Genomic DNA, 19837 nt, shown 5'->3' on the forward strand with positions numbered 1-19837 from the left:
GCTTGGATTGATAATTGTCATTTTAAAACCCGTAATGAACCCATATTTTTAGAGTTGAATTTTCGAAACAACTTAAACTAAACAAAAATGGAAAACAGATCTCTAGGAGTGCTTTATGTGGTTTTTATATGTTTTGCTTTGGCCTATGGCCTTCTTTTACTGTTGTTAAATTTGCTTTTTTAGAAACCACTTTATTTGTTATAAAACCGAAAAGCGGATATGCTATTTAAACAATAGTATGTCCTTTTTTATTTCATAAATATTTGACAATGCGATCTTATTCGATTGTTGTGATTATAGTACTCTGTCTTGCGATATTAACACTAGATGTTATCACTTTTTATTGGTTACAATCTATTACTCAGCTTGTAGTTTCCTCTTTGTTTAATATGCTAATCAACATACTATTTTGGATTTTTACCATTGGTCTTGTTACTGCTATTTTAGTGCTTAAGATTAGAATAGAAAGTATATCTCCCAAACGAAGGCAACGTTTGATCTCATCGATATACGGACTGACAGTTTCGTCATTTATTCCAAAATTTATTTTTGTTATTGTAGTTACAACACTTTATGCCACAAACTATGTTTTTTCAGATACTGAATCATTGATAGTAGTACCGCTATTGGGGTTATTATCGGGTTTTTTGCCTTTTTTCGTAATTGTTTATAGTATTTTCCGCTCACTGTATCGATTTAAAGTCCATCGTGTTCGATTAGGTTTTGACAATCTGCCAAAGCATTTTCATGGCTTACGAATTGTTCAGGTATCAGATATTCATCTGGGAAGTTTCAATTCACGCTATCATATTTTTGACCGGGCAGTCAGGATGATTAACCATTTAGAGCCAGACCTTATTTTCTTTACAGGCGATTTGGTAAATAATTTTGCATGGGAGCTAAGAGGTTGGAAATCTACTTTTGATCAGTTAAAAGCCAAAAAAGGAAAATATGCAGTCCTTGGAAATCATGATTATGGTGATTACAGTGAATGGTCTTCCGAAGAGGATAAGCAAGATAATTTTAATGCGATCAAGATTTTTATTAATGAGATTGGCTTTAGAATTTTGTTAAATGAAGCAGTAATTCTTGATAATAATAATGAACATATTGCTATTGTTGGCGTTGAGAACTGGGGAAGTCCGCCATTTAAACAATATGGAGATCTGACGATTGCTCTAAAAAACGTTAATGAAGTTGGCTTTAAGATTTTGCTATCTCATGATCCTTCCCACTGGAAAGAAGAAGTTGTACTTAAGACTAATATAGATTTAACCCTATCCGGACATACGCATGGTATGCAGGCGGGGATAAATCTAAAAACTAAAAAGTGGAGCCCTATTAAATATAAATATGAGTATTGGGCGGGTCTTTACAATATTGAACAGCAATATTTGTACGTTAATCGAGGTTTAGGATGGTTGGGTTTTCCCGGCAGATTGGGTATGCGTCCAGAGATCACGTTTATTGAGTTAGAGACTAATTAATAGCTACTTTCGTTATAGCTGAGCAAGGGTGTACTACCCAAAACGTTCATTTTTTGGACTAGGTTCTCATGAATTATTTTTTTAATGAAACCAACTTTTTCTTTTTCTAGCATAGCCAATAAATTGGCTCCTGTTTTTCTCAGATAAGCATTAATTGCATAGAATGAATTATCCGCTACAACTACCTCGAACTTAATTTTGTTATATTTTGTTTTTTCTGATAATTCAGCTTTAAGCCTTCTCATTTTATGTTCGTTTTCAGGATGATTTTTTTTTGAAAAATGCACTACCTTGATTTCGGCCATAAATACCCTCGCTAGTTCGCTTAGTTGAGCGATTGCATTTCCATCTTTAGATTGAAAATCTGTTGCGTAAATAATAGTACTAATATCTCCCATTGTATTATAATCGTCTGGCACCGCAAGTAAGGGGCAATTCGATTTTTCAATTAAATGCCGTGTTGTATTCCCCATAATTAAATCTTTAAACACGCTTTGGCCTTTCATTCCTAATACTAAGAGCAAGGGTTTTATCTCCGTAATTTTTCCAAGAATTCCTTTGACTATCGAGCTATTTTCGATAGCCTCAACTTCCACATTTTTAATATCATCACCAAGAGTACGCTTGCATAGATCTAGAATTTTTGCTTCGAAATCCTTCATGATATTAGTATTTAATTGTATGTCAGTAGGATTAAAACGAATTCCAGGTATAGCATGGAGTGAAAAAACATGAATAACCCGTAATTTTGCATCCAATTTTTTGGAGAGTGAATGTGCATATTTCAATGCGCTAATAGAGTTGTCCGAAAAATCAGTAGCATGGATAATTGTTTTCATAACCAGATGTTTGTACAAAACTAGTTATCAGTTTAGCCACAGTAAATGATAATGATCAATCTTTACATCCGATATTCTTTTTTTATCGAGGGTTGTAAGGCTATTAGTAAGATTATTATGGCCAAGACTATATAAAATGTGTGCACAACACTAATTCCTTGAATAAGGTTTAATTGTATCTGTATCCATAAAATTAATACGATTGCCTGATAGATAATAAATGACCAAGACCAATGCATATCACTAAATATATTTAAACGTTCTGCCAGTGTTGAATCGGGTTTCTTTATAAATGCAATAATTAACAATAAGGGGGCAATCCCGTTAATTACAAATAAAAAAATCCCAGGAATTAAGAAATTATTAAAAGGTGTTGATTCTAAAAGGTAAATGGGCATGCCCAATAGTTTACCGGAGGGTGATATAATTAATAGTGACCCGCCATAAACCGCACCTAACCCAAGAAAAGCCAGTAACGCTATTAAGAGGTTTTTCCATTTGTTTTTCATTGTTATTATGTTGTGATTGTTCAGAATCGTTTTATCAAACCGTTACTAAGAAAAATATGGTTTAATTGTATTTGAGAATTTAAATTATTGATGACTAAATCTCTTGAAAATGATCTAAAGCCAATTTGTGGCCTTAGATGCCAAGTACTGCTTCCCAAAGCAATTTCTACTCCTGCTGCAATTTCCCAGCCAAGTCCATTATCTGATTCTGCAACCGTTCTGCCATTTTCATTTTCTAATCTCATGATGTTATAAACACCGCCAATTTGAGCAAAGTATGAAAGGTTGGTTGATTTAGCAGGATGAATAAAATGTAGCCCAAACGTGTAACCAAAAGTATTGAGATCATTTCTATTGGTTTCATCGGTTGTTATCTTAAAAGAATTCCAATTCCAACCAGCGTAAGCTTCAAAATAATCTATGAATTTGTAGGATATGTCAAATTCAAATCCAAAGCCCACCTGTGAGTCCAAAATATCTAAATCTTCCGTCACAAAATTCATACTTGGTTTAAAATGTACACCCCATTTTTCCTGTGTACTCGCCTGTTGGCATGTAAGCAGAATTATAGTATAAATAACGACTTTTTGCATAATATTCGCGATTGTATTTTAACTTTCAGAATGGATTGCTAGTAAATACCGATCTCATATAAACCAATTAAATTGCCGCTAGTTCATTTATAAGTTCGCTGCACCCACCACCATTAAGGTAATTGACATGGTTTTCAATAGACGCTATTTTTCTAACACATATTTCACTACACAGCATTTTGCCATTTGTAATTTCTTTGAATTTTTTCAGGATTTTTTTTGCTTGGGAGTTATTAAAAAATGGGGGATTCTTTCCAGGATTATCCCGGCACCAATCAAGCATTCTTTTCCAAATGGCGGCACTTAAAGCACCACATGCATTACCGGTTAGTCCTAAACCTCCTGCAAAACCAGCTACCATAATGGATTGCTCATCATCACCGCCCATTTGTTGTACTACTTGTGTTGCACAACTTTTTACCGGCTTCGAGATTTCGATATACTCTTGCGACAATGCTTTTTGGGCAGTTTCTATAGCTTCTGGGGCCCATGTTTCAGCAAGGTTAAAGCAGTATGAGTTATTCATACCTTTCAAAGTTGTTTTAATCATGAATGTTGTCATTCCTATGAATTTGGTAAGGTCATAACCAATAAGATCTTTACAATTTGTTGCACCCGATTTTTTAATGAATGACTGTATTGTTGATTGTGTTGCCATAATGGTCACATACATCGCTCTTTCCGGATTTTTGAATCTACGATATGACTCAGCGCCAATGGCTAGAGCAGTACCCCAAAGCATTCCACATTGATAGCCTTGATTCATAATACCACCTGCTAACGGATTTAAAGCGATTTCTTCTTCTTTTTTGGTTTCACCAAATTCTCTGTTCAACAAGTGTGCAAAAGTTCTCGAACAACTACCACACTTTTTAAATATTTCTTTGGTGTCGTTTAACTTTTTAATTGTATCGCCCATTGTTGGTTATATTAACTTTTGTTTTTAATTGAAATACAGGAAGTTATAATTAACCCAAACCCGACTCCAATTAAAATTGAGGCAGTCATCAAAATGGGAGATGAGTGGACAAAAATTAACCCAATACCAACCCCTATTATGGTAGAACCGCCAATTGCCCACATGCTTCTGTCGTCTTTTCTAGATGTCATGATTATATATTTATGCATAGGAAAAGTAACGCAATAGCATCAAAATCCAAATGACAAAGATCATCTTAAAAACGATCAGCTAGCTAACCTTAATACCGCTTTTTGAAGTGGACATAACCGATTGTGGTGCTGACATTCATCCTTCATAAAGAGTAGAAAAATAGTTGTTGTCGATACCGTTAAGACTTTCTCTTTGAATTAGAATGTAACGATCATTTTGTAATGCCCGAATGTACGTTGTTGCTTGGAATTCAGATGCTCCTAGACCTCTCAAAACACCATAAATACCATTTGAAAGTTCTGCGATGGCTTTACTATTTACTCTATTCGACAAAATTTTGAATATAGGTCCAACCGAAAATAGAATTCCTATTTCTGGAGTATTGTAATATTGAAAAGGCCCATCGGATTGTAGAATACTATGCCAACGTTGTTTTTCTTTTTCTATTGATGCTTTAAATTTAAGGTTCTCAGTCTCAGATATAGCAATCCTACCTAAAATTGAAGTGTTAAGTGCGCTATCTTCATTTTGAGTAAGAGTTGAAAGGGCATGCTCAATTTGGGCTATTGTATCATATATTTTTATGATTATGCTTTTTTCCTTCTTATTTATTGGAATTGCAGCCATGATGCCAAATGCTGATTTAATTACATCATTTACAAAATGTAAATTTAATATCGAGCATGTTTTTTGTAATTGATTTCAGTCAACTAACCTCATTTTCTAACTGGGTAAATTAATTAGTGCTTTGCACTCATTTGATCAATATGCCATATTATAATCAGCTATACGTCGCAGTTTTTCTTTGTCAAGAATAATAATCTTCCTTAAGGCACCCATTTTTATCAATCCTTCACTTCTAAACTGCGATAAGGCTCTTACAGCAGTTTCAGTAGCGGTACCAATAAGACCAGCGAAATCTTCTCGTGGTATTCCCGGACCTTTGTCGTCTTCATATTTCAAAATACCCTTTTCTTCAAGTTCTAACAATGTTCTGGCAGCCCTTTGTCTAACAGGGGTAAATGCCATGTTAATTAGTTGTTCTTGAACTTCAACTAAATCATTTGAAATAATGTTAATGAACTTCTTTGAGACAATAGGATCTTCGCTTATTAGCTTGAGGAAATCTGATTTTGGAATTTTAAATATCTCTAATGCTTCTAAGGCTGATGCCGTTTCTAAATAAGATTCATTTTTACTTAATATGGATAACTGACCAACAAACTTTCCAGGGCCATACATTCCTGTAATGAATTCTTTTCCGGTTTCAGTAGTTTTATAAGTTTTTAGGCTACCACTTTTTATAAAGTATAGATTATTTGAAGGATGTCCTTCCTGGTAAACCTCTTCATTTCTTTGATAAACTTCAGTATCGTACTTCTTGGGAAGTATTTTTTCTCCAAGTAAATCAGATGCCTCTTTTAGAAAAGCATGTATTCCATCCAGATTTTTTTCAAATTCTCTTTTTAGAAATGCATTTTTCTCCAACCTGCAGTTAATTGCATTTAAAAGATCACTAGCTTCAAAAGGTTTTGTGAGATAATCGTCCGCACCAAGATTCATACCCTTTCTTAAATCGCTTTTTTCCGACTTAGCAGACAGGAAAATGAAGGGAATACTTCCACTGTCAGGGCGATTACTTAGATATTCTAATACTTCGTATCCATCCATTAATGGCATCATTATATCACAGATTATTAAGTCTGGTTGAAGTTGAATTGCCATTTGTACGCCCTCTTTACCATTGGTTGCTGTGATGGCATCAAATCCTTCCAGTTTTAAAATGTCCGCGGTATTCTCACGAACATCAACATTGTCTTCAATTATTAATATTTTTTTCATGGCTTTTGGTTTATTGGTAATTCAACTATAAAAGTGGTGCCAACATTTAGTTTACTAATGAAACTGATGGTTCCTTCCAGTATAGTAACGTAATTTTTCACAAGAAACAGACCTAAACCCGTACCTTGGGTATTTGCGGCATTTTCGGCTCTAAAAAAACGTTTAAACAAGTTTGCTTGCTCTTTTTTCGGAATGCCCATACCCTGATCGATAACTTTTAAAACTAACATCTCTCTTTTTTTCGCTATGCTAATATTAATTTCAGAATGCGCTTTAGAGTATTTAATAGCGTTTGAGATCAAGTTGATGTAGATATTTCTTAAAAGTTTTTTATCAATGTAGGCATCAAGATGATCTACTTTTTTATCTATAGTAATCACTTGATCGTTTTTTTTGGTTGCTGAGATCTCTTCAGTCAATTGTTTTATAAATGAAATTATTTCAATTTTCTCCGGTTTAACGATGATCTTCCCTTCTTCAAGTTTACTAAGAGATAGAAAATCGTTCAGTATGCTCATTAAGGTTTTAACATTAGATTTAATTCGTCTTAAGTATTTTGATCGGCCCTCATCAACTCCTAACTGGCTCAATTTTTCCAGCAAATCAGCTGAAGACAAAATAGCACTTAGTGGAGTTCTAAATTCATGAGATGCCATAGAGATGAATCTTGATTTTAATTCACTTAATTCCTGTTCTTTTCTCAGTGCTTCAAGAATTTCCAATTCAATTTCTTTTTGGGAAGAGATATCATTGTAAACAAATAATGCTGCGATAATATTTTCTTTATTGAATAGGGGTGTAGAGTTTACTGAATAGGTTTTGTTTTTGTAGGTGGTTTGAAATGATAAATGCTGCCCCTCTAGTGTATTTTTGACGTTTTCTTGAATCCTTAATAGCTCCGAAGCTCTAAATTGAATAAGCTCATCAATTTTCAATCCTAAAAGTTCATTTTTTTCAAACCCTATTTCTTCTAAATCTTCGCCTTCTGCAAATACAATGAAATTATTTTTATCAACAACGATCATGATACCCTTGGGAAAATTACTCCCGATAGCATTAAGTATTGTCTGATTCGCAATGGTCTCATTTTTTGCCATTTTGGCCAGCGCTATTTGATCTTCTAATTCTAAATTCGATTCTACCAATTTTTGCACTGTGGCAGCGACCTCCTGGGTTCTTATTTTTACAGTTTCTTCTAATTTATTTGAATAACTTTGCAGTCGTTCTCTATTTAATTGTAGTTCGTTATTTGTGTTAAACTGCTCAATAGCTATACTTATAAGCTTTATTAAATCCGCTATTAAGGCTTTCTCTTTGCCATTAGGTTCCCTTTTTTCTGTACAATAAGCCGTAAATACACCCAATAAATCATTAGTGGTTGTAACAATAGGATACGACCAAGTAGCCATAATGTTGTCTTCATGTAATGGTTGCGTAAACGCCCTACATGAATAGTCTCCTTTGATATTGGTATTGATTGTTTCTTCTTTAAACAAAGCAGCCCTTGTACAGGCGCAGTTACAACTATTTCCACTATTTATTGTTATTCCATCAATCGTTTTGTTAATCTTATTTGGAAACGTTGCCCCTGATATATTGTATAATAGGTTTTGCTTAGGATCAAGCACTAAAACGGCGCATGTACAATGCTTGACATAGCTATCAAATATGGTACAAATTTGATTACAAATGCTTCTTAAGGGTTTATGCAGTGTGATCATTTCTAGGCTACACTGAATAGAATTTTGTAGGAGTTCTTTTCTTTTGAGCTCAGTAGTATCTATTGTAAAGGCTATTGCAGTTGGTTTATTGTCTATGGTTGTAGGACTAAGGCTTACATCAATAGAAAATAGCTCGCCGTTTTTTCTTACTCCTTGCAATTCTAGTCCAATACCCATGGCACGAGATTTAGGATTGGACATATATAATTTCCGTTGATTTTTATGTCTTAAGCGTAGTTCTTGTGGGATCAGCTGTTCAATAGATAAGCCTAGAAGTTCATTCTTACCATATCCAAACATTTTTTCTGAAGCTGGATTTGATTGTAAAATAATACCCATCTCATCAACCACAAATATTCCTTGTGTTGCAGTTTGAAAAATGGTCTTATAAACGTCACTATTTACGGCGACTTCGTTCATTTGGTTGGGATTACAATCTCATCTAAATCATGATGTATCTGTTAACTTAAATACTGGTACTTATAATATCATTTTTGTTTGGATAGCTCGATTGGTTAGTAAAACCAACCAAATATATATTCAGTAACAAACCATTCCTATGACTTTGGTCATAATTGGTCGTTCTTAATCAATTGTAAACACCGTATACTAAAATGAGAAACCGGTTAGATGATATAATAAAAGAGGAGCCCAACCCCAATGTTAGACTCCTCTTTTTAAAAGAATAAAACTATTGTATTTCAATTACTTTATGTTGATGCTTTTGAGCACTTTCTTTTTTGGCAAGGTCAAAATGTAGAATACCGTTTTTGTAAGTAGCGGTAACTTTTTCTTGCTTTACACTTTCGGGAAGTACAAGTGATCGTTCAAAACTATCATAACTAAACTCTTTTCTAGTATATGCGTCATCTTTTTCTTCCTTTTCAGTAGATCTTTTTGCGGTTATGTTCAAATTTTGATCATCAATAGTTACCTCAAAATCCTTTTTCGAAAACCCCGGAGCAGCCAATTCTATTTCAAAATGGTCATCCGTTTCTTTAATATTTAATGCAGGAGAACCTTTTGTTTGAAGCCAAAAACTGTCTTCAAAAAAGTCATCCATATCAATGAATTCGGAGTTCATCAAACTTCTCCAAGGCCGTCTTCTTCTTCTAGTTTTTAGTAGTGTCATCTTCGTTTAATTTTTAATTAATAATCCCTTTGATTGCTCAAAACTAGATAGTATGGTTCAAACTGAAAATGATCTAGATCAATGACACCTAAGTGTAAATGACGACTAGTTGATTAGTGTCATTTTGCACGCTATTGCAACCAGATAACTTTAGCTTGATTTTCAGATAAAATTTGTATGAACTAAAAAAGTATATCATGAAAAAAATAATAATTGCTTTAGCAGCTATTGTATTTGTTGGAAATGCTTATTGCCAGGTTGTTAAAGAAGAAAAACTGGCCGAAGTGTTAGTAACCGCAGTAAACTATAAGTATGTAAATCAAGTAGGAACAAAAGATGCTGCCTTGCCTGTTAAATTATTAGAGCGAAAAGTAGCTAATTTTGATTTAAAAAACTCAGATATCTATAATGACGAGTATGATTATTATACGGTATCTTTTTATATTCCGGATGGTAAAATTGTAGCCGCATATGATAAAGATGGAAAGATAATTAGGACAATAGAAAGGTTTAGAGATATCAATTTACCACAGGACGTTCGAAAAGCGCTGGTAAAACGTTTTCCAGGATGGACCATTGAAAAAGATGTTTACAAGGTGACCTACGAAAACAAGAAAGGAGCAAAAAAAACGTATAAGATCAAGTTGGTTAATGGAGACAAAAAACTAAGAGTAAAAAGTGATGCAGAGGGTAATTTCTTATAGTCCTTAAGGTTGGAATACTATTTTTCTAAAAAGTACCTAATAAGGGACTAAAGCCTACTGAGTAGAAATTGATTTTAAAAAAGCCGCGCCAAAAGGGCGCGGCTTTTTTAAAATCAAATAATTATGAGGTTATCTTAAAAATATTTATTCATCTTAGCTAGTCAATTTTTGACCAGTCCCCAAATATTATGGCAACCTCATAACTATTTAGCTGCGAAGTAATAGATTTCTCATATTAATGGTAATAAAAAAATTGGTTACTAGTGTTCAGCAAGAAGCTTTACAAGAATTCATGGCATTTTCTCCTGATTTAATCTTCTGTCCAAAATGCAGGAGCAACGTTGCTTCCAATCACATTACAATCTCCGCAAATCGTCGGTGTTACAAAATAAGGGCCTTCGCATTGACCTGGCGAACCATTAACTTCTAAATATTCTACCAGACCTAAATTTATTCTCGGAACCAGCGGTTGTGGGCAGTTCAGTGCTGGCGGGCCATCTCTGTTAGGGTTCTCTAGGGGAGGGCTTAAAAGCCTATCACAAATTACTGTTCCGAAATAGGGCGGTAAATCTTCCCCTGCAAAAAAGTCTGTGTAGTTAAAATATATACGTTGTGTTATCTCAGTTGCAATATCAAAATATCCAACAGCCTTGCTGTCTCCATTTATATGTCTAATGTTTCCTTCAAGTAGACCAGGTTGTATTTGGCTAAACACTAAACTACTCGAAGAAAACTTCTTTAGATTTTCATAGAATGTATAAGATTCTCTTGATATGCCAAATTGTTGTATTAAAATACTGTACCGATGCGATAAAATAGGATTATCTCTTGGGATAAATCGTACCAAAAACCTCTCAAGTTTGGGTTCTTCTAGGCCAAGCGTATTAGACAAAATAATCTGACGAGAAGGATCGGTACGATAGCAGATCATTTCTTCACGAGCCCGGGGCACCAGTCTGACATCCGGGTATCGTACTTCACCATCTGGTAAAACTTCAAATTCTTCCTGAATTATTTCAAACTCAAAAGGAGTCCAGTTGGGAGCAATTATTTTATATGTTTCATCAAAAATGTATCTAAAGTAGGGGCTGTCGCTGTTTGAGTGGCTAGCATCAATGAAAATCCCTATTCCTTCCTTGCCGTTGTCATTGATTATTCTTTCGGCATACATGTTATCGATATTTGTGTAACCAACAATCTCTTTTTTTTCAGATAGATATTCCTCGCCATCTTCTGTACGTATCAAGAGTTGGTACTCTATATTGGGTTGAACCGCAAATATTTCACTAGATTGATATGTGCCATCCTGGACTTCTTCAAAGTCGAATTCTAAACCATTGTCAGAAACTAATTTCACATTTGCGTTACTTTCAAAATCAACTCCCAATCCATTTATAGTTAAGTTGGAAATAGGAGTATTTGGGTTAAAAATTAAATCTTCAGTAACGTTAACGGTACTATCACTTTCAATACGCCTTACGCGACTTAAAAAAACCTGATGCCGCTTTTCTAAGTTGGTAATGTTTGCCTCTACGACTAAAGCTCCTTTTAATTGTAAAACAGAGTTTAACTCAGGTCCTACATCAATTTGTTCAATACAAGAATATAAAATGAGCGTAAATATTAAAATGAATTTTCTCATTTGCTTTTAATTTTATAGATCCCAGAATAAACGTTTTAGGATCTTTACTCTGCATTTGTGTTCCTGTTATTGGTACTGGCATTTTAATACGACCTAGATGAACCATTTCGATCATAAAGCGAATACATCTTTCTAGTGTTTAGAAGCAGAAAAGAATTTTCACTGTGCCCTTTTTATAAATATACAACAACTAATCTGTATAAATCAGTGATCGCAACATGTCCTGTGTAGTTGTTGTTTTGAGATATAAAAGCGGATTCGTTAGCTTGTTTAACCAGTAATATTCGATTAAGAAGATATTACTCTCTTCCAATGGGAAATTACATTTTAAAATGGTAGCGAAGAATTTACTTGAGGACAGGATTACCTTCGGTTTTCCTTTGCATTCCATTTTGAAAATGAAAAGCTGCATAGCTTTTGCTATGTACTTTCTATTTTCCTTCAAATCATCAAAGCAGCTGTTTTGAATTTTCCGAAAAATAAAAAGCCTGCATAAATTGCAGGCTTTGCATTTATTTGTGATCGCGACAGGATTGAATATCCAAAGCGTTCCGCTTTGAAAATAAAAACCTCACAAAATAAAAAAGCAAGCTTTATTATTTTGCTTGCTTTTCATTTATTCGTGATCGCGACAGGATTCGAACCTGTGACCGTCTGCTTAGAAGGCAGATGCTCTATCCAGCTGAGCTACGCGACCGGGCTGAGCGTTAAGAAAATGTCTGGTAGACATTTTTAGCGAAAGAGCCAGCCGGCGGGCAGGCAAATTCTAACTCAATATTTTAAAGAGGGGCCAGCTAATGCGCGGACCTTAGAATCACTACGTTTATAAAATAAATAGATTACTTCAATTTGAGAAGTAATTCTGATATTATTTTTTCGGCTGCAAATATAGTATTAATAATTTATTTGCCCTTGACTAAAACTAATTTTTTAAAATGGATTTTGTATCATCATAAAAGCGAACCAGTTGCGGTAATAGTACCAATCTGGTAACCATTGGTGCATCAATATTCATACTTTCACTAGTAAACCCACGAAGTCCCATAAGACTAAGTTCATTTTTATTGACTAAACGGTTCCCTAAATAGGAAGCCTTCCTAATGCTAGCCATCCAATTTTTTCCTTTGGTAAGCGAATCAGAAACTTCAACTTGACTCTCAATTAAAATATCGGTGTTCTTTTCGTTTTGTAGTACTACTGCAATCTGTTCAACAGTTGAGTCAGCCGTTGGTTTAATGCCTTTATCATCAAATAGAAAATCATTATTGAATGTAACGACAACATTGCCGTTTCCTGATGTTACTGCAGCACTAGATCCTTGTACATTTTGTAATGCCTTGTTTAGTTTGGTGACCATTACAAGAACGATTGAGTCTCTAGTATAAATTGACTTGTTAATTGCTTCTAGCTGCATGTCTTTTGCCTTCATACTCTCTAATGATTGTTCCAAATTAGCCGATTTTTGGTTCGAGAGTGCGGTAAAGCTTTCAATATTGCTTAGCAAAGTTGCATTGGTGTTTTTCAAATCTTCTACCTGGGCCTTAAAGGAATCAGCTTTAACCTCGGCAGTGCTTACTTTTCGTTTTACAGTATACAACTCATTCGTAACGCTGTCTAACTGCATTTTTAACGTCTCCTTTTCTTTGATCAATTCCTTTTTACTTTGGGCAAATAGCAAAGTCGAACACGTTAATAAGAGACAAAGTGTAATAGTCTTTTTCATAAGTAGATAATAAAAATCGTTGCTAAATTAATTATCTGAACAAATATTTCAATAGCAACGATTAAATTATGTGAACAAGACAATTAACAACTAGTTGATCCGGATATAATTTTCAGATGTTATTCTATTTCCTTCATCATCAATTGTTATTTGAGTAAAGGTATCAGGCTTTAGTTGTAACTCGAAAGAAAAAACACGCATGGTATCTATTATTCTTAACATTGATGCAGATCCGTAGTCCAAAGTTTCAATCAATTCATCTTCAGACGCAGAATAGGTTCCATAGCCATAGTATTCTATTGAATCCATAGGAACCTTGCGAGACCACATTACTTTGTCACCGCTATATATTTTGACTTGTCTATAACCTTCAGCCATAGGAACAGTATCAGTGATGTCAGTACCATCATAGTCGTAGTAATTAACGAGTTCCCAAGTACCTTCCATAGTTAGTGCATTTTCATTATTAACATCTACTTCAGGTAAGGGGGTTTCAACTTCTTTTTTCTGGTTACAAGAAATAAATAGAAAAAAGGCCATCGCAAAAAGAGAAAGTGCTTTCATTTCTTAAGGTATTTTAAGGTTAAAAATCTAATTAATAGCCTTATACAAGATACAAAATAAATAGTCATAACCTGATTTTTTGATTCAGTGACTTTAAAAAATCACGTTTTTTGGCTTCCTTTTTAACCGATAAAAAATTCAAATTATGTCATTTTGAATGTTGATAAATAGACTGTAAGTTTTTGATCAAAAAACCTACTTTTGTTTTATAAAGAAGAATAATTATGTCTGATACAGTCGAAAGAATAAAATGTCTAATAATAGGAAGTGGACCAGCAGGTTACACGGCAGCAATATATGCAGCAAGAGCTGATATGAAACCGGTAGTTTATACTGGTATGGAGCCTGGAGGACAGTTGACAACAACTACAGAGGTTGATAATTTTCCTGGATACCCAGAAGGAATTGATGGACCAACGATGATGGTGCAATTACAGCAGCAAGCTGAACGCTTTGGTACGGAAGTAAGAATAGGAATGGTAACCGAGGTCGATTTTAGTGATGAAGAAGGAGGTATTCATAAAATCGTCGTTGATGGTAACAAGCATATTGAAGCTGAAACGGTTATTATTTCAACTGGAGCTTCAGCAAAATATTTAGGCTTAGAAAGTGAACAACGTCTTCGCGGTGGTGGCGTATCTGCCTGCGCTGTATGCGATGGTTTTTTCTATAAAGGTCAAGATGTAGCTATTGTTGGTGGTGGTGATACGGCTGCTGAAGAAGCAACCTATCTTTCCAAAATATGTAATAAGGTGACCATGCTGGTTCGTAAAGATCATATGCGAGCTAGTAAAGCAATGCAGCACCGAGTAACCGCAGCATCGAATATTGATTTAAGATATAATACTGAGATTGACGAAGTATTAGGAGAGCAGGTAGTTGAAGGTTTACGAATGGTAAATAATCAAACAGGAGCGAAAGAAGAAATTGAAATTACAGGACTGTTTATCGCTATCGGACACAAACCAAATACTGATATTTTTAAAGGTCAGTTAGATATGGATGATACGGGTTATGTATTAACGGAAGGAAAGACCACAAAAACAAATAAACCTGGAGTTTTCGCTTCAGGTGATGTGCAAGATAAAGACTATCGTCAAGCGGTTACCGCAGCAGGAACAGGTTGTATGGCTGCTCTTGATGCAGAACGTTATCTTTCTGAAGTTGAAAGCGCAGTTGAAGCTTAGTAATGGTTAGCTTTATATAAAATAAGATAATTTTTAACCGTAATAATCATTGATTATTGCGGTTATTTTTTTGATGTCATTTGTTGTATGATGTGCGCTGAGTACAATACGATGTACGGTCGGAGCGTGTTCATTTGGATATTGAAAGTTCGTAATGATTACCCGACTTTCATAAAGATGATTGATTAAGCCCTCATCCTGAAAACTATAAGTGGGGTAGTTCGGCATATAACGAAACATAGATGTCCTTATTAGTTCATCTTTAAAAAGTTGTATGTGGTTTTTTAGTTTTTGAAGTCTCTCCTTATAAATAACTTGCGCATTAATGTATGTTGCCATAAATGCAGGACTTATAGGGCTAGACCCAGCATACCAATCTGATTTTTTAATTTCATTGATGGTTTTTTCTTTTCCTAAAATGACTCCACCTTGTAAGCCGAACCCCTTGCCTAGGGATGCGCAGACCACTAACTCTTTTACTCTTAAATGCGATAAATAGTGATATATACCTTCACCATTATCTCCCAAAAGCCCAATTCCATGAGAATCATCGACAACCAATATGGTGTTTGTAAGATCTATGCGATCAAGCCACTTGAAATCAGGGTAATTCGCTCCGTAAAAATCAATCGAATCACAAAATATAACAGGTGTTTTAGCGGAGTATTTAATTGCCTCAACTAGTTGATCATAATTAGGATGATTGAAAGAATCGCTAAGATGCAGTGCAGTATGAGTCTTAGGCGCGTAATAACATTCATAATTATCAGTATTAAAATACCTTGCAACTAGTTGGCCGACTAAAAATCCCGAGCTAAGGGTTACTGCCTGTTCAGCCTTGCAGTTCACTGAAAGCAGTTTTTCAGCAGCATCATAAACACCGAATTGAATATTCGCTTTTCGGGATGCACCATGATTGGTGCCATAGGTTTTAATGGCATCAATTAAAATGTCTTGAAAGTTGACACATGTTTGCAGTCCTAAATAAGAGGTTCCTCCGAAATAGAGGTATGCTTCTTTATCGATGATTATTTCCCTCCCGGGGGCACTATCAAGTTTATAACCTCTCATAAAAGCCTGATTCCGCTCCCGCCAACATTAGGAAATACAAGACTTCCATCTTGGTTGATCAGTATTCCCATTGCTATATCTTCCTTTAACAACATGGCTCCATCCATATCTACATAATCTAATTGAGGACTTAATTGGGCTATTGCCGATATGCCCACACTAGATTCGGTCATGCAACCCACCATAACTTTTAGGCCTAGAGCTCTTGCTTCTGCGATCATTTTTCTCGCAGGGGTAAGTCCACCACATTTGGTTAATTTGATATTAATACCATGAAAGTGGCCATGGCACTTTGCGACATCTGATGGAACAATGCAGCTTTCATCAGCAATTACGGGGAGCTGCGATGCATTCATAACCGATCGCATTCCTTCCCAATTCGATGCTTTTAAGGGTTGTTCAATAAATTCAACTCCTAGTTCTTTTAATTGATAGCTGTTCTGGATGGTTTCTTCTGCCGACCAAGCGCAATTGGCATCAACACGAAAAATTGCATCAGTGTGTTTTCGCAATTCAGTTACAATGGCAACATCATCTGCAGTACCTAATTTAATCTTATAAATGGGCCATTTTTGCTCCTTCATTTTGGTCACCATCGTTGTCATATCTGCTATCCCAATTGTGTAGTTAGTAAGTGGGTATTTAGTATTGGTCGTACCCCATAGTTGGTATAGTGGTTTATCCAACAACTTTCCGTAAAGATCATTAGCCGCAAGATCTAAAGCGCATTTGGCAAAATTGGTTAATGCCAGCGAATTTATAAACTCGTAAAAGGTGTCTGGATTCGTAAAATCATGTGATTCTATTTCATTTTTAACCGCATTGATCTCATTTTCAAGAGAACTTTGGGTGATTTTGTAATAAGGATTGGATGTAGATTCACCATAACCCATCTTACCGTTTATATTTAAACAAACAATTAACGAATCTTGAAAATCATGTGACTCTCTTGAAATTCTAAAGGTATGTTTAAGCTGAAGCCGGTACTTTTTTAGTTGAAGACGCATGAAAAAATGATATTGTATAATAAAAGTACATCATTTTTTAATGAAAATTATTTAGCGGTATTGGCATAAAGAAAATACCCAACGGCGTTTCCCATTTTTTGGTGATCATGTCCAGAATTGGGCACGATATAGGTAGACCAATTGAACTGAGCATTCATTTTATTAGCAAGCTTTTTAGAATACTGGAAAAAATAGTGTCCTCTAGAAAACCTACCTTGTCCTTGTTTGTCAACCGTTTCAGAACGAAGTAAAGTACCCCTTGTTTCATGTTCATTATCCAAGGCGCCTAGACATATAACGAGTTTGTTTTTAAATGATGTTTTAAGATTCTCTTCAACTAAGTTAGATCCCTTAACACCGAATGGGAGGGGGGACTGCATATCGGGCAGTGTATAAAAACCAGCATTAGCCGCTAAGATGTAATTCGCTTTATTATTAGGATAGAAAAGAGCCAATCGATGCAATATCTGACCACCAGCTGAATGACCAAAAATGTCATATTGAGTTTGGTTAGAATTGGTAGCATGAACAACTAAATCAAAAATGCGATCAAAATCATTAAAGATCCATGTTTCTGAATTCGTATTAATTTCAAAATTAAAATTGTCCTCATCTAGATGTACCTGATTAGAGTTTTCTGAATAAGTGATACTTTCTTGTAAGTTAGGGTTGGTTATTAATCCACCAAGATGATATTCTTCAAATGCATAATAAATCTCAGGGTATTGAAGTGCTACTACCAGAACACCGTATTTTTCAGATTCTTCGATCCAAGCATCCCTATAACTGTCGCCGTTTCTACCAGCACCTGGTATAACCATTAATATTTTAGAATCAGGCTTAAAGTTTTCTGGTTTGTGATAGAATACCTTGATCGCGCGTTTTTTTTGATTTTTGGAGTCTTCTATTACAAAGTTGCCAGATCCCATTTTGATCTGGATATTCTTCGTTATCATATCTTCAAAAGTGGGTGCTTCGCTTTTGGGTATCAAATCCATTTTACAATGAGGACAAATCCCTGGTTTTGTGAAGGCTAAAAGATCACATTCTTGATCACATGGTTTACAAACGTATTCGCCTTTTTGGCTTTTGCATCCAAATAATAATAATGCAATAATCACTAAACTAATGTTGATTTTCATAATTGTATTCATTAAAAAACCCCTTACCTTCTTTACAAAAAGACTGTAAGGGGAACACTAACTAACTATGGTTGGTTGTAATTAATATATATCTTATACTTTTTCTGGTCGGTACAAAAGCCAGATAATACCTTTTCGGATAACTAAGTAGCAAATTGCAAAAATAATGGCGTATACTGCGCCAATAATAACGGGTAATATAGAGCCAAAAGAAAATACCAAGCCCAATGTAAAGCCCAGTAAAAACTCGGACTTGTATAATGGAATAAAGAATGAACTCCCAATTAAGGCAAACGCTACATAGTGTAAATACGCCCACTCTAAATTAAATCCTACCGCAATGGTAATTGCAACAAGTAAACCTAGGATGAAAAGCAATCTACTATTATAAGGGACTAGTTGCCAACCTTTGGCGTGTATTCTTTTTCTTATTCGGTAGATAAGAAAAAAAGCACCAAGCGGAATAGTAATTAAACCCCACCAGTTTGAAAATCCTGGTAAATTGGGATCATGAAGTAAATAATGTGTTGGTACACCATCATGATAATAATCCCATGCTAGTTGACTACAGAACAGTACAAGTACAATAATTGGAAATACATATTGTAGTTTATCTAATGTTTTGGTTTTCATAATTTAGCTATTGGTTAAGCTACTGCTTACTGACGCTACCGGAAGCAGATTTGTTTTTAGAGACATTTTTAGGCGAACCGCTATAGCGAATATCTCCGCCACTACTGGCATCTGCGATTAGGTTTCCGGTAACATTTACCATAATATCAGAACCACTGCTCGCACTGGCATCGCAATCTTCTACATTGAAGTTAGAAGCTCTAATATCTGAACCGCTGCTCGCTTCGGCAATAAGTTTTTTTGCTTCCCCAGATAGTTTTATATCGGCTCCACTACTAGAATCAGCATCTACGGTCTTGGCACTTACTTTAACTATCAAATCAGCACCACTGCTACTTTTTAGCCTTAATTCATTTGCATTAATCTCATTTTTTGTCACTAAATCGGCCCCACTAGAAGCCTCCAAAGCTTCAATTATAGGTAGTGTAACAAAAACTTTTTTGGTCGCACGACCAATGTTCTCTTCAGCATGAATACGAAGCTTTCCATTATCAATATCAGTTCTGATAAGTTCCATGATATTGTCGTCCGCTTCAACAGATATTGATGTGTTTTCTCCTTGGGTAACATACACGTCTAATCCTTCTTGGGCACTAATACGGGTAAAGTTTTCTGATGCATTTCTGTCTTCGGTAATCACATTACCACTACCGCGCTTCCCTTCTCCAAAGTTAATGTCGAAAGCACATGAGCTTACTAATAATGATAGGATAGCTCCTAATAGAAATTTTGTTAATTGTGTCATGATTATTGATTTTGATTGATAATTAGTGATTTTTAATCTCCTTAAGAGAAGCCGAGAACTTATATTCTCTCGACTCCCTTAATTTGATATAGGTTTGATTTATTTTGATTGATGAGTTAAAAGTATATCCGGGTTTGCATTTTTTGAATTTATAATATCTGAACTGTTAATTTTTAATGACCGAT

General features: G+C 35.0%; 20 protein-coding genes and 1 tRNA gene. 3 read left to right on the top strand and 18 right to left on the bottom strand.

Annotated features, from left to right (window positions below; translation table 11 throughout):
* The first annotated feature begins 269 nt into the window (after positions 1-269).
* Positions 270-1487 carry a metallophosphoesterase gene (locus ABN763_RS00875; protein WP_410483514.1) on the top strand — a complete coding sequence of 406 codons (1218 nt, stop codon included), beginning with the start codon at positions 270-272 and terminating at the stop codon, positions 1485-1487.
* Here the strand turns inward: ABN763_RS00875 and ABN763_RS00880 are convergent.
* The 9 genes from ABN763_RS00880 to ABN763_RS00920 form a co-directional block, all read right to left on the bottom strand.
* A complete protein-coding gene (locus tag ABN763_RS00880; RefSeq protein ID WP_410483515.1) occupies positions 1484-2326 on the bottom strand; it encodes a universal stress protein in 843 nt (280 codons plus the stop codon). The two genes, ABN763_RS00875 and ABN763_RS00880, sit on opposite strands and share 4 nt — an antisense overlap.
* A 62-nt stretch (positions 2327-2388) precedes the next feature.
* Complete coding sequence (locus tag ABN763_RS00885) at positions 2389-2835, bottom strand: hypothetical protein (protein WP_410483516.1); 447 nt, start codon at positions 2833-2835, stop codon at positions 2389-2391.
* Positions 2836-2855: 20 nt separating this feature from the next.
* On the bottom strand, positions 2856-3428 hold the full coding sequence (locus tag ABN763_RS00890; protein ID WP_410483517.1) for an outer membrane beta-barrel protein: 573 nt from the start codon (positions 3426-3428) through the stop codon (positions 2856-2858).
* A gap of 67 nt (positions 3429-3495) precedes the next feature.
* Positions 3496-4347, bottom strand: a complete 852-nt coding sequence (locus ABN763_RS00895; protein ID WP_410483518.1) for a C-GCAxxG-C-C family (seleno)protein — start codon at positions 4345-4347, stop codon at positions 3496-3498.
* Positions 4348-4358: 11 nt separating this feature from the next.
* Positions 4359-4538: a hypothetical protein gene (locus ABN763_RS00900; protein ID WP_410483519.1), complete on the bottom strand. Its 180-nt coding sequence runs from the start codon at positions 4536-4538 to the stop codon at positions 4359-4361.
* Positions 4539-4674: 136 nt separating this feature from the next.
* Complete coding sequence (locus ABN763_RS00905; RefSeq protein WP_410483520.1) at positions 4675-5166, bottom strand: hypothetical protein; 492 nt, start codon at positions 5164-5166, stop codon at positions 4675-4677.
* 135 nt (positions 5167-5301) lie between these two features.
* Entirely contained in the window at positions 5302-6381 is a 1080-nt protein-coding gene (locus tag ABN763_RS00910) for a response regulator (protein WP_410483521.1), read from the bottom strand.
* Positions 6378-8522, bottom strand: coding sequence for a PAS domain S-box protein (locus ABN763_RS00915; RefSeq protein WP_410483522.1), 2145 nt, complete (start codon positions 8520-8522; stop codon positions 6378-6380). Before ABN763_RS00915 ends, ABN763_RS00910 begins: the two co-directional genes overlap by 4 nt.
* Positions 8523-8793: 271 nt before the next feature.
* Complete coding sequence (locus ABN763_RS00920) at positions 8794-9234, bottom strand: Hsp20/alpha crystallin family protein (RefSeq protein ID WP_410483523.1); 441 nt, start codon at positions 9232-9234, stop codon at positions 8794-8796.
* A gap of 197 nt (positions 9235-9431) precedes the next feature.
* Between ABN763_RS00920 and ABN763_RS00925 the strand changes: the two genes are divergently transcribed.
* Complete coding sequence (locus tag ABN763_RS00925) at positions 9432-9938, top strand: nicotinate-nucleotide adenylyltransferase (protein WP_410483524.1); 507 nt, start codon at positions 9432-9434, stop codon at positions 9936-9938.
* Positions 9939-10248: 310 nt separating this feature from the next.
* On the opposite strand, the gene ABN763_RS00930 is transcribed toward ABN763_RS00925, so the two are convergent.
* From ABN763_RS00930 to ABN763_RS00945, 4 genes are all read right to left on the bottom strand, one after another.
* Positions 10249-11580: a DUF4249 domain-containing protein gene (locus ABN763_RS00930; RefSeq protein WP_410483525.1), complete on the bottom strand. Its 1332-nt coding sequence runs from the start codon at positions 11578-11580 to the stop codon at positions 10249-10251.
* 623 nt (positions 11581-12203) lie between these two features.
* Positions 12204-12277: transfer RNA gene (locus ABN763_RS00935), tRNA-Arg, on the bottom strand.
* 225 nt (positions 12278-12502) lie between these two features.
* A complete protein-coding gene (locus tag ABN763_RS00940; protein ID WP_410483526.1) occupies positions 12503-13303 on the bottom strand; it encodes a PspA/IM30 family protein in 801 nt (266 codons plus the stop codon).
* Between the two features lie 90 nt (positions 13304-13393).
* Entirely contained in the window at positions 13394-13867 is a 474-nt protein-coding gene (locus tag ABN763_RS00945) for a hypothetical protein (protein ID WP_410483527.1), read from the bottom strand.
* A 224-nt stretch (positions 13868-14091) separates the two neighbouring features.
* Between ABN763_RS00945 and trxB the strand changes: the two genes are divergently transcribed.
* Positions 14092-15054 (top strand): thioredoxin-disulfide reductase, encoded by a 963-nt coding sequence (gene trxB / locus ABN763_RS00950; RefSeq protein WP_410483528.1) that lies wholly within the window; start codon positions 14092-14094, stop codon positions 15052-15054.
* Positions 15055-15087: 33 nt separating this feature from the next.
* Here trxB and ABN763_RS00955 read toward each other — a convergent pair whose 3' ends face one another.
* From ABN763_RS00955 to ABN763_RS00975, 5 genes are all read right to left on the bottom strand, one after another.
* Positions 15088-16125, bottom strand: coding sequence for an aminotransferase class I/II-fold pyridoxal phosphate-dependent enzyme (locus ABN763_RS00955; protein ID WP_410483529.1), 1038 nt, complete (start codon positions 16123-16125; stop codon positions 15088-15090).
* Positions 16122-17132 carry a dipeptide epimerase gene (locus tag ABN763_RS00960; protein WP_410483530.1) on the bottom strand — a complete coding sequence of 337 codons (1011 nt, stop codon included), beginning with the start codon at positions 17130-17132 and terminating at the stop codon, positions 16122-16124. Before ABN763_RS00960 ends, ABN763_RS00955 begins: the two co-directional genes overlap by 4 nt.
* A 47-nt stretch (positions 17133-17179) precedes the next feature.
* Positions 17180-18274 carry a heavy metal-binding domain-containing protein gene (locus ABN763_RS00965; RefSeq protein ID WP_410483531.1) on the bottom strand — a complete coding sequence of 365 codons (1095 nt, stop codon included), beginning with the start codon at positions 18272-18274 and terminating at the stop codon, positions 17180-17182.
* 93 nt (positions 18275-18367) lie between these two features.
* Positions 18368-18907: a hypothetical protein gene (locus tag ABN763_RS00970; protein WP_410483532.1), complete on the bottom strand. Its 540-nt coding sequence runs from the start codon at positions 18905-18907 to the stop codon at positions 18368-18370.
* A gap of 19 nt (positions 18908-18926) precedes the next feature.
* Positions 18927-19652 (bottom strand): head GIN domain-containing protein, encoded by a 726-nt coding sequence (locus ABN763_RS00975; protein ID WP_410483533.1) that lies wholly within the window; start codon positions 19650-19652, stop codon positions 18927-18929.
* Positions 19653-19837: the final 185 nt, after the last annotated feature.

Source organism: Spongiivirga sp. MCCC 1A20706, assembly GCF_046524175.1.
Classification (GTDB): Bacteria; Bacteroidota; Bacteroidia; order Flavobacteriales; family Flavobacteriaceae; genus Spongiivirga.

Coding starts and splice junctions, on each gene's coding strand:
- trxB (WP_410483528.1), top strand. CDS start 14,092: ATGTCTGATACAGTCGAAAGAATAAAATGTCTAATAATAGGAAGTGGA.
- ABN763_RS00965 (WP_410483531.1), bottom strand. CDS start 18,274: ATGAAAATCAACATTAGTTTAGTGATTATTGCATTATTATTATTTGGA.
- ABN763_RS00945 (WP_410483527.1), bottom strand. CDS start 13,867: ATGAAAGCACTTTCTCTTTTTGCGATGGCCTTTTTTCTATTTATTTCT.
- ABN763_RS00880 (WP_410483515.1), bottom strand. CDS start 2,326: ATGAAAACAATTATCCATGCTACTGATTTTTCGGACAACTCTATTAGC.
- ABN763_RS00970 (WP_410483532.1), bottom strand. CDS start 18,907: ATGAAAACCAAAACATTAGATAAACTACAATATGTATTTCCAATTATT.
- ABN763_RS00900 (WP_410483519.1), bottom strand. CDS start 4,538: ATGACATCTAGAAAAGACGACAGAAGCATGTGGGCAATTGGCGGTTCT.
- ABN763_RS00905 (WP_410483520.1), bottom strand. CDS start 5,166: ATGGCTGCAATTCCAATAAATAAGAAGGAAAAAAGCATAATCATAAAA.
- ABN763_RS00930 (WP_410483525.1), bottom strand. CDS start 11,580: ATGAGAAAATTCATTTTAATATTTACGCTCATTTTATATTCTTGTATT.
- ABN763_RS00925 (WP_410483524.1), top strand. CDS start 9,432: ATGAAAAAAATAATAATTGCTTTAGCAGCTATTGTATTTGTTGGAAAT.
- ABN763_RS00910 (WP_410483521.1), bottom strand. CDS start 6,381: ATGAAAAAAATATTAATAATTGAAGACAATGTTGATGTTCGTGAGAAT.
- ABN763_RS00960 (WP_410483530.1), bottom strand. CDS start 17,132: ATGCGTCTTCAACTAAAAAAGTACCGGCTTCAGCTTAAACATACCTTT.
- ABN763_RS00955 (WP_410483529.1), bottom strand. CDS start 16,125: ATGAGAGGTTATAAACTTGATAGTGCCCCCGGGAGGGAAATAATCATC.
- ABN763_RS00890 (WP_410483517.1), bottom strand. CDS start 3,428: ATGCAAAAAGTCGTTATTTATACTATAATTCTGCTTACATGCCAACAG.
- ABN763_RS00875 (WP_410483514.1), top strand. CDS start 270: ATGCGATCTTATTCGATTGTTGTGATTATAGTACTCTGTCTTGCGATA.
- ABN763_RS00915 (WP_410483522.1), bottom strand. CDS start 8,522: ATGAACGAAGTCGCCGTAAATAGTGACGTTTATAAGACCATTTTTCAA.
- ABN763_RS00920 (WP_410483523.1), bottom strand. CDS start 9,234: ATGACACTACTAAAAACTAGAAGAAGAAGACGGCCTTGGAGAAGTTTG.
- ABN763_RS00885 (WP_410483516.1), bottom strand. CDS start 2,835: ATGAAAAACAAATGGAAAAACCTCTTAATAGCGTTACTGGCTTTTCTT.
- ABN763_RS00940 (WP_410483526.1), bottom strand. CDS start 13,303: ATGAAAAAGACTATTACACTTTGTCTCTTATTAACGTGTTCGACTTTG.
- ABN763_RS00975 (WP_410483533.1), bottom strand. CDS start 19,652: ATGACACAATTAACAAAATTTCTATTAGGAGCTATCCTATCATTATTA.
- ABN763_RS00895 (WP_410483518.1), bottom strand. CDS start 4,347: ATGGGCGATACAATTAAAAAGTTAAACGACACCAAAGAAATATTTAAA.